This is a genomic window from Micromonospora sp. NPDC000089 (genome assembly GCF_042899365.1).
GTDB lineage: Bacteria > Actinomycetota > Actinomycetes > Mycobacteriales > Micromonosporaceae > Micromonospora.
Genome location: NZ_JBIAZT010000002.1, coordinates 14,879 through 31,582, shown reverse-complemented (window position 1 = coordinate 31,582; position 16,704 = coordinate 14,879). Strand labels below are relative to the sequence as shown.

At 72.9% G+C, this 16,704-nt stretch carries 11 protein-coding genes and 1 pseudogene; 2 read left to right on the top strand and 10 right to left on the bottom strand.

Annotation, left to right across the window (positions count from 1 at the left end; genetic code table 11):
* Positions 1-68 precede the first annotated feature (68 nt).
* From ACFY3U_RS03515 to ppdK, 5 genes are all read right to left on the bottom strand, one after another.
* Positions 69-1,712 carry a BCCT family transporter gene (locus ACFY3U_RS03515; protein ID WP_387194237.1) on the bottom strand — a complete coding sequence of 548 codons (1,644 nt, stop codon included), beginning with the start codon at positions 1,710-1,712 and terminating at the stop codon, positions 69-71.
* A gap of 72 nt (positions 1,713-1,784) precedes the next feature.
* Positions 1,785-2,606: a siderophore-interacting protein gene (locus ACFY3U_RS03510; RefSeq protein ID WP_387194234.1), complete on the bottom strand. Its 822-nt coding sequence runs from the start codon at positions 2,604-2,606 to the stop codon at positions 1,785-1,787.
* Positions 2,607-2,621: 15 nt separating this feature from the next.
* Entirely contained in the window at positions 2,622-3,941 is a 1,320-nt protein-coding gene (locus tag ACFY3U_RS03505) for a deoxyguanosinetriphosphate triphosphohydrolase family protein (protein ID WP_387195913.1), read from the bottom strand.
* Between the two features lie 46 nt (positions 3,942-3,987).
* Positions 3,988-4,341 carry a VOC family protein gene (locus ACFY3U_RS03500; RefSeq protein ID WP_387194231.1) on the bottom strand — a complete coding sequence of 118 codons (354 nt, stop codon included), beginning with the start codon at positions 4,339-4,341 and terminating at the stop codon, positions 3,988-3,990.
* Between the two features lie 115 nt (positions 4,342-4,456).
* The gene (gene ppdK / locus ACFY3U_RS03495; RefSeq protein WP_387194228.1) at positions 4,457-7,195 is read right to left on the bottom strand and encodes a pyruvate, phosphate dikinase; all 2,739 of its coding nucleotides are present in this window, start codon (positions 7,193-7,195) and stop codon (positions 4,457-4,459) included.
* 372 nt (positions 7,196-7,567) lie between these two features.
* Between ppdK and ACFY3U_RS03490 the strand changes: the two are divergent.
* Together ACFY3U_RS03490 and ACFY3U_RS03485 are read left to right on the top strand one after the other, a co-directional pair.
* A pseudogene (locus ACFY3U_RS03490) lies at positions 7,568-9,155 on the top strand (beta-N-acetylhexosaminidase); the annotation flags it as partial.
* A gap of 1,319 nt (positions 9,156-10,474) precedes the next feature.
* Positions 10,475-11,134, top strand: coding sequence for a C39 family peptidase (locus ACFY3U_RS03485; RefSeq protein ID WP_387194225.1), 660 nt, complete (start codon positions 10,475-10,477; stop codon positions 11,132-11,134).
* Positions 11,135-11,201: 67 nt separating this feature from the next.
* On the opposite strand, the gene dusB is transcribed toward ACFY3U_RS03485, so the two are convergent.
* The 5 genes from dusB to ACFY3U_RS03460 form a co-directional block, all read right to left on the bottom strand.
* A complete protein-coding gene (dusB, locus tag ACFY3U_RS03480) occupies positions 11,202-12,371 on the bottom strand; it encodes a tRNA dihydrouridine synthase DusB (protein ID WP_387194222.1) in 1,170 nt (389 codons plus the stop codon).
* Positions 12,372-12,469: 98 nt separating this feature from the next.
* Positions 12,470-13,270 (bottom strand): hypothetical protein, encoded by an 801-nt coding sequence (locus tag ACFY3U_RS03475; RefSeq protein ID WP_387194219.1) that lies wholly within the window; start codon positions 13,268-13,270, stop codon positions 12,470-12,472.
* Positions 13,271-13,292: 22 nt separating this feature from the next.
* Positions 13,293-14,222 carry a hypothetical protein gene (locus ACFY3U_RS03470; RefSeq protein ID WP_387194216.1) on the bottom strand — a complete coding sequence of 310 codons (930 nt, stop codon included), beginning with the start codon at positions 14,220-14,222 and terminating at the stop codon, positions 13,293-13,295.
* Positions 14,223-14,260: 38 nt separating this feature from the next.
* The gene (locus tag ACFY3U_RS03465; RefSeq protein WP_387194213.1) at positions 14,261-15,076 is read right to left on the bottom strand and encodes a hypothetical protein; all 816 of its coding nucleotides are present in this window, start codon (positions 15,074-15,076) and stop codon (positions 14,261-14,263) included.
* Positions 15,077-15,216: 140 nt separating this feature from the next.
* Positions 15,217-16,596, bottom strand: coding sequence for a glycine--tRNA ligase (locus ACFY3U_RS03460; protein WP_387194210.1), 1,380 nt, complete (start codon positions 16,594-16,596; stop codon positions 15,217-15,219).
* Between the last annotated feature and the right edge of the window lie 108 nt (positions 16,597-16,704).

Sequence of the window (16,704 nt, the reverse complement as noted above, 5' to 3'; positions counted from 1 at the left end):
GCCCTACATCCTGCCCTGCCGGGCCGACGTTCCGCCGCCGGGGGACGCCGGTGTGGCGCGGAACGCGGTCACCGCGGGCCGCGGTGCAGCCAGCGGGTGACCGGCGGCGGGTCCTCCTCCTCGTACGACCGGGCGGCGCGCACGGCGGCGGCCAGGCCGTAGCGGCGGCGCGCGGCGAGGTGCGGGTTGACCGCGGGGTCGCGGGACATGTCCCGCCAGAGCGCCGCGGCCAGCCCGAGCATCACCACCACGAACGGCAGCGCCACCAGAATGGTGGCCTGTTGCAGCGCCTCCAGGCCGCCGGCCAGCAGCAGCGCCGCGGCGACCGCGCCGATCAGCACCCCCCAGAGCACCACCAGCACCCGGTGCGGGCGCAGCGAGCCGTTGGAGGTGAGCGAGCCGAGCACCAGCGAGGCCGAGTCGGCGCTGGTGACGAAGTACAGCGCGATCAGGATCATGGCGAGCACGCTGGTCAGGGTGGCCAGCGGCAGCGCGTCGAGCAGGCCGAACAGCGCCTGCTCGCTGCCCTTGCCGACGTCCGCCACCAGGTCCCGGGCGCCGGTGGACTGGGCCCGCAGCGCGCTACCGCCCATGATCGCGAACCAGACCGCGCTGGCGCCGCTGGGCACCAGCAGCACCCCGACCAGGAACTCTCGCACCGTACGCCCCCGGGAGATCCGGGCGATGAAGGTGCCGACGAACGGCGCCCAGGAGATCCACCAGGCCCAGTAGAAGATCGTCCACGAGCCGAGCCAGGCCGCGTCCGAGAAGGCGCCGGTACGGGTGGACATGAAGACCAGGTTGCTCAGGTAGTCGCCCACCGAGGCGGGCAGCACCTCCAGCGTGTAGATCGTCGGGCCGACCACGAAGACGAAGAGCATCAGCAGCACCGCCAGCACCACGTTCGTGGTGGACAGCCACTTGACGCCCTTGTGCAGCCCGGAGAAGGCGGACAGCACGAAGGCCAGGGTCAGCGCGCCGATCACCACCAGCTCCACGCCCTTGGTGTCCCGGATGCCGGTGACCAGGTGCAGCCCGGCGGCGACCTGCAGCGCGCCCAGCCCGAGGCTGGTGGCCGAGCCGAAGACCGTGGCGAAGACCGCCAGCAGGTCGACCGCCCGGCCGGCCGCGCCGTCGGCCCGGGCGCCGAGCAGTGGGTGGAACGCCGCCGAGATCCGGTTGTCGCGCCCCTTGCGGAAGGTCGAGTACGCCAGCGCCAGCGCGGCGATCGCGTAGATCCCCCACGGGTGCAGGGTCCAGTGGAAGAGCGTGTACTGCATGGCCGCGGCGCCCGCCGCCGGGGTCTGCGCCTCGATGCCGGTCGCCGGGGGCGGGGTGGCGTAGTGCTGGATCGGCTCGGCGACGGCGAAGAACACCAGGCCGATCCCCATCCCGGCGCTGAACATCATGGCGATCCAGGCGAGCGTGCTGAACTCCGGCTCGTCATCGTCGGCGCCGAGCCGGATCCGCCCGAAGCGGGACGCCGCGATCACCACCGCGAGCACCAGGAACGCGTCCGCCGCGACCACGAAGAACCAGCCGAAGGTGCCGATCACCCAGGCCAGCCCGGACGTGCCGAAGCCGGCCAGCGAACCGCGGGCGAACACGCCCCACGCCACCACCGCCAGCACCCCGCCGACGCTGAGCGCGAGCACCACCGGGTCCGGTCCGCGTACCCGCTCGGGGCGCGCCCGTTCCGCCTGCTCAGCCATGGTCACATGGTGCGGTTCCGGGTCTGCCGGCCGGGCGTTTTCGGCCGACTGTCACCGCGCCGGGCCGTGGCGTCAGCGGGCCGGCGCGGCCTCCTCGGCCTCGACCTGGCGGTTCCAGTCCGCCTTGGTGGAGCGCCAGCCCTCGTCGTCCATGCCGCGCCGCCAGTAGCCGGAGATGGACAGCGCCGCCCGCGGCACCCCGCGCTCGACCCGCAGCAGCCGGCGCAGCTCCTTGACGAAGGTCGCCTCGCCGTGCACGAAGGCGTGCACCCGCCCGGGCGGGAACTCCAGCGCCCGGACGGCGGCCACCAGCGCCTCGCCGACCGGCCGGTCACCGCGGTGCAGCCAGGTCACCGGGCCGGCCAGCGGCTGCTCGTCCGCCGGGCCGGCCACCTCGACCAGGGTCACCGCGTGCGCCGTGGCGGGCAGCCGCTCCAGGGCGGCGGCGATCGCCGGCAGCGCGCTCTCGTCGCCGGCCAGCAGGTGCCAGTCGGCGGTCGGGTCCGGCGCGTACGCCCCGCCGGGGCCGGTGAACCGCACCTCGTCGCCGGGGCGCAGCCGGGCCGCCCACGGCCCGGCCAACCCCTCGTCGCCGTGGTGCACCACGTCGATGGTCAGCTCGCCGGCCGCCGCGTCCCAGGCCCGCACCGTGTACGCCCGCAGCCGCGGCCACTGCTCGGCGGGGAGCTCCCGCTTGATGGTGGCCAGGTCGACCGGGTGCGGGTAGGTCACCCCGTCGGGCGGGAAGATCAGCTTGACGTAGTGGTCGGTGTACTCCCCCACCGGCAGGCCGGCCAGCTCCTCCCCGCCGAGCACGAGTCGGATCAGGTGCGGGGTGGGTCGCGAGGTACGCAGGACCCGGGCGGCGGTGATTGTCCTGGGGCGGTCGGTCATGCTGGTTAGGTTACCCTAATTCGCCCGGTCGGCCGCGGGCCCACCGCCGACCAGCCGGTCGTGCCAGGCCACCGCCGCCGGGTCGGTGAGCGAGGCGACCTGGTCGACCACCACCCGCAGCCGGGCCGCGTCGTCCGGGGCGGTCCGCCACAGCGGCGCGAAGACCGGGTCCAGCGAGTCCGCCCCGCGCTCGGTCAACGTGGCGACCAACTCGGTGAGGATCTCCCGCTGCCGCTCGTACCGGCCGCGGGCGCCGGGCCGGCTCATCACGTACCGCCAGGCGATGCCCTTCAGCAGCGCGCACTGCGCCCGGATCCGGCGCGGCACCACCAGGTCGGCGGCGTACCGGCGGTGCGGGCCGGGGCCGTGCCGTTCCCGGGTGGCGGCCACCGCGGTCTGCACGAACCGGCCGGTCAGCACGCTGGTGGTGGCCTTCAGCGCGGCCTGCGACCGGTGACTGCCGTCGTACCGGGCCAGCGGGGCGAGCACCGGCTCGGCCAGCAGCTCGACCAGCACCTCACCCAGATCGGCCGGGGTCTCGCCGGAGTAGACGGCGGCCACGTCGGCGCAGAGCCCGGCCCGCTCGTCCGGGTCGTCCAGCAGCGGGGGCAGCGAGACGTAGCCGCCGTGGATGCCGTCCTCGACGTCGTGCACCGAGTACGCCACGTCGTCGGCCCAGTCCATCACCTGCGCCTCCAGGCAGCGCCGGGCATCCTCGGGCCCGGCGGCGCCGGAGCCGGTCGGGGCAGGGCTGGTCGGGGCAGGGCTGGTCGGGGCACCCCCGCGCAGCCAGTCGAAGACCGGGCGGTCGTCGTCGTACACCCCGAACTTGCGTCTGCCGGGCCGGCGCGGCCAGGGGTACTTGGCGACCGCGTCGAGCGAGGCCCGGGTCAGGTTGAGCCCGGCCGAGGCGCCGTCCGGGGCGAGCACCTTCGCCTCCAGCCGGGTGAGCACCCGCAGCGTCTGCGCGTTGCCCTCGAACCCGCCGCAGGGCGCGGCGAGCGCGTCCAGGGCGTCCTCGCCGTTGTGCCCGAACGGCGGGTGCCCGAGGTCGTGGGCCAGCCCGGCGGTGTCCACCACGTCCGGGTCGCAGCCCAGCCGGGCGCCCATCTCGCGGGCGATCTGCGCCACCTCCAGCGAGTGGGTCAGCCGGGTACGCAGGAAGTCGTCGGTGCCGGCCACGTGCACCTGGGTCTTGGTGGCGAGCCGGCGGAACGCCGCGGAGTGCAGCACCCGCGCCCGGTCCCGCTCGTACGGCGACCGCCCGTAACCGGTGTCTTTCGCCGGCTCCTCGACCCGCCGGCGCGCGTCCGCCGGATCGTCCCGCGCCGTCACCCGGGTGGCCGGAGCCGGCGCCGGCCGAGGGGCTCGCACGACCGGCTCACTCCTCGCGCGCCTGGAGCACGCAGAACTCGTTGCCCTCCGGGTCGGCCAGCACCGTCCAGTCGGCATCACCCTGGCCGACGTCGACGTGCCGGGCGCCCATGTCGACCAGCCGCTCGACCTCGGCCTCCCGGTCGTGTGGGCGCAGGTCGAGGTGCAGCCGGTTCTTGACCGTCTTGCCCGCCGCGACCGGCACGAAGACCATGCCGGGCAGCCGCTCGGCGGACTGGCGGATCTCCACCTCGTCCGGCTTCTCGGTGACCACCCGGTAGCCCAGCACCTCGGCCCACCAGGCGGCCAGCCGGGCCGGGTCCCGGGCGTCGACCGTCACGCTCTCCCAGACACTGGCCATCCGTCACCCTCCCACGCTCGCGAAGCTCAGGTTACGCGCCCGAGCGTCGCGGGGCCGGACGGCAGCGGCGACGGACCCGGGCGAACCGGGACCGCCGCCGCGCCGCCGGTACGGGTCAGCGACTGTCGGAGCCGGTCGTCTCGATGGCGGCCCGGCCGGCCTCCAGCCGGGCCACCGGCACCCGGAACGGCGAGCAGGAGACGTAGTCCAGGCCCACCTCGTGGAAGAAGTGCACCGAGTCCGGGTCGCCGCCGTGCTCGCCGCAGACCCCGAGCTTCAGCCCCGGCCGCGCGGCCCGGCCCTCCTCGGCGGCGATCCGGATCAGCCGGCCGACGCCGTCGCGGTCGATCGACTCGAACGGCGAGATGCCGAAGATGCCCAGCTCCAGGTAGCGCCAGAAGAAGGCCCCCTCCACGTCGTCGCGGGAGAAGCCCCAGCCCATCTGGGTCAGGTCGTTGGTGCCGAAGGAGAAGAACTGCGCCGCCTCGGCGATCTGGCCGGCGGTCAGCGCCGCCCGGGGCACTTCGATCATGGTGCCGATCAGCACCTCGACGCCGCTGTCCCCGACCACCTCCGCGATGATCTTCTCGGCCTCGGCGCGTACCGTCTCCAGCTCCTGGACCGCGCCGACCAGCGGGACCATGATCTCCGGGCAGGCCGACCGGCCCTCCCGGGTGACCGCCACCGCGGCCTCCGCGATCGCCCGGACCTGCATCGCGAACAGGCCGGGGATGACCAGGCCCAGGCGTACGCCGCGCAGGCCCAGCATCGGGTTCTCCTCGTGCATCCGCCGGACGGCGGCGAGCAGCGCCTCCTCCTTGGCGACGTCCTCGCCGCGCTCCTGGGCGACCGCCACGTTGACCGCGAGCTGCTCCAGCGGGGGCAGGAACTCGTGCAGCGGCGGGTCGATCAGCCGGACGGTGACCGGCAGCCCGTCCATCTCGCGGAAGATCTGCACGAAGTCGTCCCGCTGCAGCGGCAGCAGCGCGTCCAGCGACGCCGCCCGCTCGTCGCCGGTGCGCGCCAGGATCAGCCGCTCCACCAGCTCCCGGCGGTCACCGAGGAACATGTGCTCGGTCCGGCACAGGCCGATGCCCTGGGCGCCGAACCGCCGGGCCCGGGCCGCGTCCGCGCCGGTGTCGGCGTTCGTCCGGACGGCCAGCCGCCGCGTGGCGTCGGCGTGCGTCATGATCCGGTGTACGGCCCGGACCAGCGCGTTGTCGATGTGCTCCGGGTCGAGGCTGCCCTCGAAGTACTGCACCACCTCGGACGGCATGACCGGCACCTCGCCGAGGTAGACCTTGCCGGTGGTGCCGTCGATGGAGACGACGTCGCCCTCGACAACCGTCCGCCCGGCCACGGTGAACCGCTTGGCCGGCACGTTGACCTCGATCGCGTCGGCGCCGGAGACGCAGGTCTTGCCCATGCCGCGGGCCACCACGGCGGCGTGGCTGGTCTTGCCGCCGCGCGAGGTGAGGATGCCCTTGGCGGCGATCATGCCGGTCAGGTCGTCCGGGTTGGTCTCCCGGCGGACCAGGATCACCGCCTCACCCTCGGCTGCCAGCTCGACCGCCCGCGCCGAGGTGAAGACCACCTTGCCGGAGGCGGCGCCCGGGGAGGCGCCGATGCCCGTGGCCACCGGCTCGAACTCGTGGTCGAGCTGGAAGCGCGGGAACATCAGCTGGGCCAGCTGGGCGCCGTTGACCCGGTGCAGCGCCTCGTCCAGGTCGATCAGCCCCTCGTCGACGAGCTGACCGGCGATGACGAACGCCGCCGCCGCGGTGCGCTTGCCGACCCGGGTCTGCAGCATCCACAGCTTGCCGCGCTCGATGGTGAACTCGATGTCGCACAGGTCCTTGTAGTGCTCCTCGAGCCGGGCCATGATCCCGAGCAGCTCGTCGTACGACTTCTTGTCCAGCTGCTCCAGCTCCTGCAGCGGGACGGTGTTGCGGATGCCGGCGACCACGTCCTCGCCCTGCGCGTTGGCCAGGTAGTCGCCGTAGATGCCCTGCGCGCCGCTGCCCGGGTCGCGGGTGAAGGCGACGCCGGTGCCGGAGTCCTGGCCGAGGTTGCCGAAGACCATGGCCACCACGTTGACCGCGGTGCCGAGGTCGGCCGGGATACGCTCCTGGCGGCGGTAGAGGATGGCGCGCTCGGCGTTCCACGACTCGAAGACCGCGCGGATGGCCAGGTCGAGCTGCTCGCGCGGCTCCTGCGGGAACTCCCGCCCGGTGTGCTTCACGAAGATCTTCTTGTACGCGTCGACCAGCCCCCGCAGGTCGTCCGCGTCCAGGTCGAGGTCGTTGTGGGTGCCCTTGGCGCGCTTGGCCTCGTCGAGCGCGTGCTCGAACTCCTCGCCCGGCACCTCGCAGACCGTCTTGCCGAACATCTGGATCAGCCGGCGGTAGGAGTCCCAGGCGAACCGGTCGGCCCCGCCGCCGGAGGCGGCCGATCCGGCCCCGCTACCCGCCTGTCGTGCGAGTCCTTCCACGCTGCGGTCGTTGAGGCCGACGTTGAGGACGGTCTCCATCATGCCGGGCATGGAGAACTTCGCGCCCGAGCGGACCGAGACCAGCAGCGGGTCGTCCGGGTCGCCGAGCCTGCGGCCCATCCCGCGCTCCAGGGACTCCAGGTGGGCCTCGATCTGGCCGTGCAGCCCGTCCGGCTCCCGGCCGGTGGCGAGGTACGCCTGGCACGCCTCGGTGGTGATGGTGAAGCCGGGCGGGACCGGCAGGCCGAGGTTGGTCATCTCGGCCAGGTTGGCGCCCTTGCCACCGAGCAGGTCCTTGAGATCCTTGTTGCCTTCGGCGAAGTCGTAGACGTACTTCTGCTCGACCGTCTCCTGCGCTGCCACCAGAGCCTCCCACGCGCGTCCGCATTGACACTTAACGAAGGTTCAGTTGCTCATACCCCGGGGCCACGCACCGCTAATCCCGGTGTCGTCGGCGCTCGGTGGGCGAAGGCTAAGCGAACATCGCGTGGCCTGGGACCGTTCGGTGACAATCGGCACAACCATCACCACTATCCGCGTACGTACCGGTTTCTGGGAACGCTTCCACGCGCACGATCACGCAACCCCGGCTCCCCTCGTACCCTTGACGACACCGCCAACCGGTGAACCTGACTTTTGCCATATCCCACGCGAATACACACCCAGGAGTAGCGGCCCGTGATCACCCCGCCCCGCCCCCGCGTCGCCGGACCGGAGTCCACCGACCGGGCCGCGCTGCCCGGCCACCAGCCGACCGCGGCCGAGCTGGCCCGGGTCGCCGCCCGGACGGCCGGCGAGCGGCTGGCCGGGCCGGCCCCGGTGCGGCTCGGTGACGTGGTGCCCGCCCCGGAACAGGTCACCCCGGACCCGGCCGCCGACTTCACCCTCACCGCCGACACCGTCGTCCGGGTCAGCCCCGACCCGGCCGCCCGCGACGTCGCCGAGCAGCTCGCCGAGCTGCTGCGCCCCGCCACCGGGTTCCCCCTCCCGGTCACCGAGGCGACCGACCCCGACCAGTTGACGATCACCCTGGCCGAGGGCGCCGGTGTCCCGGCTGTGGCGGCGGCCGGCGACGGGCTGGGGCCGGAGGGGTACCGACTGTCGGTGCGGGCCGACGCGGTGGCGCTCACCGCCGGCACCGCCGCCGGGCTGTTGCACGCCGTGCAGACGCTGCGCCAGCTGCTGCCCGCCGAGATCGAGAGCGCCACGCCGGTGGCCGCCCGCTGGGTGGTGCCCGGCGGGTCGATCGTCGACCGCCCCCGCTTCGCGTACCGGGGCGCGATGCTCGACGTGTCCCGGCACTTCTTCGGCGTCCCGGACGTGTTCCGGGTGATCGACCACCTGGCCCGCTACAAGCTCAACCACCTGCACCTGCACCTCACCGACGACCAGGGCTGGCGGATCGCGATCGACGGCTGGCCCCGGCTCACCACGGTCGGCGGGACGACCGAGGTCGGCGGCGGCCCCGGCGGCTGGTACACCGCCGCCGACTACCGCCGGATCGTCCGGTACGCCGCCCGCCGGCACGTCACCGTCGTACCGGAGATCGACCTGCCGGGGCACACCAACGCGGCGCTGGTCGCGTACCCCGAGCTGGCGCCGGGCAAGATCGCGCCGCCGCCGTACACCGGCACCGAGGTCGGCTTCAGCTACCTCGACCCCGGCGACGAGCGGACGTACGACTTCGTCGCCGACGTCCTCGGTGAGGTCGCCGCGCTCACCCCCGGGCCGTGGCTGCACATCGGCGGCGACGAGGCGTTCAAGGTAAAGGGGACGACGTACACCGGTTTCGTGGAGCGGGTGCAGCGGATCGTGGCCGGCCTCGGCAAGACCGTGGTCGGCTGGCACCAGATCGCCCGGGCCGGGCACGCCGAGGGGCGGGTGCTGCAGTGGTGGGGCACCAACGGAGACGACCCGGAGACGGCCGACGCCGTTCGTCGCGGCGCCCGGGTGATCCTCTCCCCCGGCAACCGCGCCTACCTGGACATGAAGTACGCCGCGGACACCCCGATCGGGCACGACTGGGCGGGGCTGATCGACGTGCGGCGCGCGTACGACTGGGATCCCGGCAGCCATCTGACCGGGGTGCCGGAGGCGGCCGTGCTGGGCGTCGGGGCGCCGCTGTGGACCGAGTCGGTGACCTCGCCGGCGGATATCGAGTTCATGGTGTTTCCCCGATTGCCCGCCCTCGCCGAGCTGGGCTGGTCGGCGCGCGCCACGCACGACTGGGCCGGCTTCCGGAAGCGGCTGGCCGGCCACGGCCCGCGCTGGGAGACCGCCGGCATCACCTTCCACCGCGCACCGGAGATCCCCTGGCCGGTCCACGCCGCCCATCCCGGGGGCGGCACGGCGGTCGGTCCGGCCGGTGGGGAGCGGGGAACACCACCGGGGATCCCCACCCAGAGCCGAGGTGCCGCCCCCGGCAGCGGGACCGTCGACGCCGCCGTTCCGCAGGCCATCGAGGCAGGTGCCGCCCCCTCCGTGACGGCCGACTCCGAGGGTGCCCCGCCGCCGGGCAGGTAGCCCGGGGACGCCTTTGGACCTGATGACGTTAACGATTCACGACGCGAGCGTCCGTCCAGGGCCGCGGAGAACGGACCGCTCGGGACGAACCTCAACGCCCGGGCGTCCGCCTACATCGGCCGCTCCGGGTGGAACTCGCTACCGAAGGCGCCCACAACGGAGCGGAGGAGCCAGCGACGAGGTGGGCGGGGTGAGTAGCGAGCGGGCGAGTATGCCGGATGCGGGGGCGAATGGGCCGAACCGCCGGTCACCTGGGGCAGCCGCGAGCGCCGGGTGGCCGCACAAGGCCGGGTGGGTACGCGAGCGCCGGGTGGCCGCACAAGGCCGGGTGGGTACGCGAGCGCCGGGTGGCCGCACAAGGCCGGGTGGGTACGCGAGCGCCGGGTGGCCGCACAAGGCCGGGTGGGTACGCGAGCGCCGAATGGGCGGCCAGGCGAGCGATGCGAGCGCCGTTGGGGCGCGCCCGCCGAAAACGTCCCTTGATCGGCTACGGCTGAGCAACGCGACACGCCGCGGCTTGCGCCGCTGAGGCGTAGACGATCAAGCAGCTCCCCCGCGGGACGCGTGAGTCGTTTACGACATCAGGTCCAAAGCGTCCGACCAGGGCACCCCGAGCCCGGCGCGACGTCCTCGGCCCGCGCGCCGGATGTCCGGATCACAGCCGTCACGATGCGTCAGATGTGTGGTCTGACCTGCGGGATCCCGTGGCCGGTGCCACCCCCACCACGGAATCCGCCCGGGGGCCGAGGCGTTGTACATGGCACACCGCGCCGAACCCCAGCGCGACCCCCGGCACCCCGCGGCCCGGGCCCGCCCCCACCGGGAATGACCCACCGCCCGAGCCGGTTACACCCCCGGAGCCCGCGAGCAGGCCACGCCGCCGGGCAGCACCCACCGGGAATGGCCCGCGAGCCGGGCCGGTTACCCACCCCGAACCCGCGAGCAGGGCACCGAGCCGCCGGGTCCAACCCGGGGAATGACCGACCGGCCCCACCGGTTACACCACCCCGGACCGCCCGAGCAGGCCACGCCGCCGGGCAGCATCCCCCAAGACTTTCTCGCCCTGCACCCCACCCCCGGGGTGCCACGGGCAACCCCCGACCAGAGGAGCACGCCATCATGCGTACCGATCTGATCCGCAAGACCGTCCTCACCGCCGCCGGCATCGCCGCCACCACCACCGGCATCGCCGGCCCCGCCATCGCCGCCCACGCCGCCCCCGCCGACAAGACCCCCACCACGGTCACCACCGACCGCAAGGGCAACGGCGAACGCGAGCTCAAGGTCGACTACCAGGCCCAGCCGAACTTCTACTACTGCGGCCCCGCCGCCACCCGCAACGCCCTGTCCGTCCAGGGCAAGAACATCGACGTCGACGCCATGGCCAAGGAAATGGGCACCACCGAGAACGGCACCAACAGCATCAACGACATCACCCCCGTCCTGAACAAGGAGACCGGCAAGAAGGACGCCTACCACTCCGTCGAGATCCGCACCCCCAAGGCCGACGACAAGCAGACCGACACCCTGCGCGCCGACATCGTCCGCACCGTCGACAACGGCCGCGCCGTGGTCGCCAACATCGCCGGCACCACCACCGACACCAACGGCGGCACCCACTCCTTCGAAGGCGGCCACTACATCAGCGTCGTCGGCTACCGGGACGGCGGCAAGATCGTCACCATCGCCGACTCCGCCAACCCGAACACCGCCTCCTACCAGATCACCGTCGACAACCTCGCCGACTGGATCGCCACCCGCGGCTACTCCACCAGCTGACCACCACCCCGCACCACACGAAGGGCCGGCCCACACGGGCCGGCCCTTCGTCGTGCGCGTGGTCTGGTCAGCCGCCGGAGTCGGCCAGCTCGGCGCCCTCCGGCACCGTGTCGTCGTCCCGGCTGGCCAGCCAGCCCTCGGGCAGGAAGACCTTGCCGGGCGAGTTGGTCCGGCCGCGCGGCTGGCCCAGCGCCTCCACCGGGAACGGCACGGTCGGGTCGAGCTTGCCGAGCAGGTCGTCCAGCCGGTCCAGGCTCTCGATCATCGCCAGCTCGCGGCGCAACTCGCCGCCCACCGGGAAGCCCTTGAGGTACCAGGCGACGTGCTTGCGGAAGTCGGTGCAGCCGTCCCGCTCACCGCGCGCCGGGTTGCGGGCGCCCGCGGTGAACTGGTCGACCAGCAGCTCCGCGTGCCGGCGCATGGTCGTCGCCACCTCGCCGAGGTTGGGCAGCCGCCGCTCAGGGCGCCCCTCGAACGCGGCCTGCAGGTCGGCGAAGAGCCACGGCCGGCCCAGGCAACCCCGGCCGACCACCACCCCGTCCACGCCGGTGTGCGCGACCATCCGCAGCGCGTCGTCGGCCTCCCAGATGTCGCCGTTGCCGAGCACCGGCACGTCCAGCGCCTGCTTGAGGGTGGCGATCGCGTCCCAGTCGGCGGTGCCGGAGTACCGCTGCGAGGCCGTACGCCCGTGCAGGGCGACCGCCGCCACCCCGGCCTCCTGGGCGGCGAGGCCCGCCTCGACGTACGTCAGGTGGTCGTCGTCGATGCCCTTGCGCATCTTCACGGTGACCGGCACCCCGGCGGGTGACGCGGCGTCCACCGCGGCCTTGACCAGCCGGGCGAAGAGCCGGCGTCGCCAGGGCAGGGCCGCGCCGCCACCCCGGCGGGTCACCTTGGGCACCGGGCAGCCGAAGTTCAGGTCGATGTGGTCGGCAAGGTCGCGCTCGACCACGATCCGCACCGCGGCCGCGGTGACCTCGGGGTCGGTGCCGTAGAGCTGGAGGCTGCGCGGCTTCTCGTCGGCGCCGAAGGCGATCATGCGCAGCGTCTTCGGGTTCCGCTCGACCAGCGCGACCGTGGTGATCATCTCGCAGACGTAGATGCCACCGCCCTGCTCCCGGCAGAGCTGCCGGAAACCGACATTGGTGATGCCGGCCATCGGGGCGAGCACCACCGGCGGCCACACCTGGTGCGGGCCGATGGTGAGCGGACGGAGCGTCGTGGCGGGACTGGTCACGTACCCAAGAATCCCACGCCGGTGGCCGCCCGGCGGAACCCGGGCGACGGTCGCCGCCGCGATGGTGAGCGAACTCGCACCGCGGCGGCGACCGACGGTCAGTAGCCGCGCCCGGGGCGGGACAGGATCAGGCCGGAGACGTCCACGATCACCGAGGTGGCGGCGTTGACGTGGATGGCGAGCGAGAACGGGTCGCTGCCGTAGGTGCCCAGCGGCACCTCCACCAGGTTGGAGAGGATCTGGTTCGGCCCCCACCAGTTCAGCGACGAGGTACTCGGCTTGGTGATGCCCGCGCGGTAGGCGGTGAGCACCCCGGCGGACACCGTGTTCGCCACCGTGATGTTGACGTACGCGGCGACCGCCTGGCCGGCCGACACCGAGGCGACCCGACTCACCGTCAGCTGGAGGATCTTGCCCGCCTGCAGCTTGCCCGACACGACGCCACTGGCACCGGCCAGCACGTTGGCCGAGTAGGTGGACATCGCACGGGTGTCCAGCAGGCGGACCGGCGGGATGGCGACCGTGCGGTTGGCCCAGCGCGAGGTGTTGACGTACGCCCTCCGGCCGGCCTTGCCGCCGATCACCAGGTCGGTGCTCGACGTGACCGCGAGCGAGCCGGTGGGGAGCTCCGTCGGGATGGTCTCGGTGAGGGAGTCGGGCACCAACCGCAGCATCGGGCTCGTACCAGACAGCGACAGGGTCGGATTGGCCGACGAGCCGCCGACCAGCACCGTCTCCGCCGTACCGGCGTCGTTGGTCTGACCGGCGATCACCGGGGCGCCGGCGGCGGCGCTGGCCGGGCTGGCCACCACGGCTGCCGCGCCCAGGCCGGCACCGGCGGCCACGCCGGTGCGGATGATCGCGCGGCGGGTGGTCGAGGAGGTCTCGTCGGTGGTCATGCCGCTCTCCTGGGTTCCGTGGTCACGCATCGGTCCGCACCGCCCGGTTGCCGCTCTCGGCGGCCCGCTTGATCGCCTGGGCCCGGGCCGCCCGGCCGCCGGAGTCGGCGGCGAGCCGCGCGCCCGAGGCCGCCTTCGGGTTGTTGATCACGGCCGACTCGGGGTGGAACACCAGCAGCCCGGTGACGTCGAGGATCACCGCCGTAGCGCTCTTCTGCACGTAGATGGCGACCGTGTCCGGGTAGTAGTCACCACCGACGGTGCTGTAGTCGCCGAGCTGGGTGATCACGCCGTTGGACAGCAACTGACCGGTCGTCCACCAGTTGATGGTGGACGAGGTGGGCAGGTCACCGGTGCCCCAGACGGTGGCGAACCCGGCCCGCTCGGTGTCCGCCACGGTGATGTTGCCCAGCATCCCGTCGCCGTACTCGACGATGTCCGCCAGGTGCACGACCAGCATCGTCTCGGCCAGCACCCGGCCGCGCGCGTCGATCCGGGCGCCGCCCTCCAGCAGCCGGGCCCGGCCGGCGGCGCTGCGGCTGTCCAGGATCCGGGTCGGCGGGACCGGCACCAGCATGGTGGCGTTCGCGGTGCTGAACACCGAGTTCGCCCCGTTGCCGTTGTTGACGAACAGTCCCGACGGGCTCACCCCGATGCAGCCCCGCGGGTTCTGCAGCTGCCAGCTGTTGCTGTCGGTCAGTTGCAGCGTCGCGCCGGTGTCGTTCCGCAGCGCCAGGGTGGCGGCGCCGTCCGGGGCGGCGCTGGTGATGGTGGTCGGGGTCACGCCGGCGTTGGACAGGCCGATGGTGACCGGGTCGCCCGCGGCCGCCGAGGCCGGAGCGGCGTCGACCGCGGTCGCGGCGGTGGCGGCGACCGCGGCGCCGCCGGTGACCGCGGCCCGCCGCAGCACGGTGCGCCGCGAGGCGGCGCGGTCGGATTCGGACGAAGTCATGCTCGTTCCCCCGTGGGTGGAAGGGTGGCGGCCGCGGGTCAGCCGCGCGGCGCGAGGACCTGGCTCGGGTGGCCGACCAGCAGGCTGGTCAGGTCGACGATCACGTGGGTCGGCGAATTCACCTGCAGCGTCAGCACGCTGCGGTACGACCCGACGGCACCCAGCTCGGTGAAGAGGAAGTTCGACAGGATCTGCCCCTTGGCGGACCAGTTCACCGTGGAGGCGGTCGGCTTGGCGCCGCTGCCCCACGCGGTCAGGAAGCCCGCGCCCGTCATCCCGACCACGGTCACGTTGCCCTTGATCGCGTAGCCGTCCCGGACGTAGCTGTCCAGGCTCAGCACGATCGGGACGCCCGGCTGGAGCCGCCCGAGCGAGTCCAGGCTGCCGGAGACGATGGTGCGGCGCAGGTTCGGGTCGCGGGTGTCCAGCACCCGGGTCGGCTGCACCGCCACCGAGGTGGTCGCCCACTCGCTCGTCCACGCCCAACTGTTGACCTCGGCGCCCTTCGGGCCGGCCTGGATGAAGAGGTCACCCATGTCGTCCACCGCCATCGTGCCGACCGGAGCGTCGAGCACCTGCGGGTAGATCGTCGCGCCGGGCACCAGGCGCAGCGGCACCCCGGCGGTGTTCTTCAGCGTCAGCGCCGGGGTGTCACTGAGCAGGGTGGTGGTCGCCGGACCGGCGTCGTTGGTCGTACCCATGATGAGGTTGTCGCCCGGGGCGGCCTGGGCCGTGCCGGGCAGCCCGACGGCCGCGGCGGCGCCGGCGCCGGCCGTGGTGGCGGCGACCGTGGCGGCGCGCCGCAGCAGGCGGCGGCGCCGCGGGTCGTGGTCGGGCTGGGACTCGTTCGTCATGCACACTCCCCCGTGGCGAGATTCAACGCGGGGAATGCTCGCACGAGATCACCCGCGACTCAACCACCGGCCGGCCAGAACTACCTCGGTACGCCGACGGCCCCGCCCCCACCAGCGGGGACGGGGCCGTCGAGGGTCGGTCAGCAGCCGGGCAGGCGCTCGATCAGGTAGCGCTCGACCTGGTCCAGGGAGACCCGCTCCTGGCCCATGGTGTCCCGGTTCCGGACGGTCACCGCGTCGTCGTCGAGGGTCTCGAAGTCGACCGTGACGCAGAACGGGGTGCCGATCTCGTCCTGCCGGCGGTAGCGGCGGCCGATCGCCTGCGAGTCGTCGAACTCCACCACCCAGCGCTTGCGCAGCCGGGCCGCGAGGTCCTTGGCCTTAGGCGAGAGCGCCTCGTTGCGGGACAGCGGCAGCACCGCCACCTTGACCGGGGACAGCCGCGGGTCGAAGCGCATCACGGTGCGCTCCTCCATCTTGCCCTTGGCGTTCGGCGCCTCGTCGACGTCGTACGCCTCGAGCAGGAAGGCGAGCACCGCGCGGGTCAGGCCGGCGGCCGGCTCGATCACGTACGGCGTCCAGCGCTCGTTCTTCGTCTGGTCGAAGTAGGACAGGTCCACGCCGGAGTGCTTGCTGTGCGTGGACAGGTCGAAGTCGGTGCGGTTGGCGATGCCCTCCAGCTCGGCGAACTCGCTGCCGCCGAACTGGAACCGGTACTCGATGTCGACCGTGCGCTTCGAGTAGTGGGAGAGCTTCTCCTTGGGGTGCTCGTAGAAGCGCAGGTTCGCCTCGGACAGGCCCAGGTCGAGGTACCAGTTCCAGCGCTCCTGGAGCCAGTACTCGTGCCACTGCTCGTCCGAGCCCGGCTCGACGAAGAACTCCATCTCCATCTGCTCGAACTCCCGGGTCCGGAAGATGAAGTTGCCCGGGGTGATCTCGTTGCGGAACGACTTGCCGGTCTGCGCGATGCCGAACGGCGGCTTCTTGCGCGCGGCCGTCGCCACGTTGTTGTAGTTGACGAAGATGCCCTGGGCGGTCTCCGGGCGCAGGTAGTGCAGGCCCTCGTCGCTCTCCACCGGGCCCAGGTAGGTCTTCATCAGGCCGTTGAACATCTTCGGCTCGGTGAAGGTGCCCTTGTTACCGCAGTTGGGGCAGTTCAGCTCCTGCAGCGAGGTGAGCGGCTTGCCGTGCTTCTCGGCGTACGCCTCCTCGAGGTGGTCGGCGCGGAACCGCTTGTGGCAGTGCTGGCACTCGGTCAGCGGGTCGACGAACTCGGCGATGTGGCCGGACGCCTCCCAGACCTTGCGGGCCAGGATCACCGCGGAGTCCAGGCCGACCACGTCGTCCCGCTGTTGGACCATGGTCTTCCACCACTGCCGGCGGACGTTCTCCTTCAGCTCCACGCCGAGCGGACCGTAGTCCCACGCCGACCGGGTGCCCCCGTAGATCTCGCTGGAGGGGAAGACGAAGCCTCGGCGCTTGGCGAGGCTGACAACGGCGTCGATACGGTCGGCTGGCATGTTTCCTCCTACGCCGGCTGGCGGTCGGCGGGGACGTGAGGTGGACGGAACGAACAGTTCGGGACAACGGTACGACCAGCGGCAGCCCGAGCCCAGCAGAATACCCGC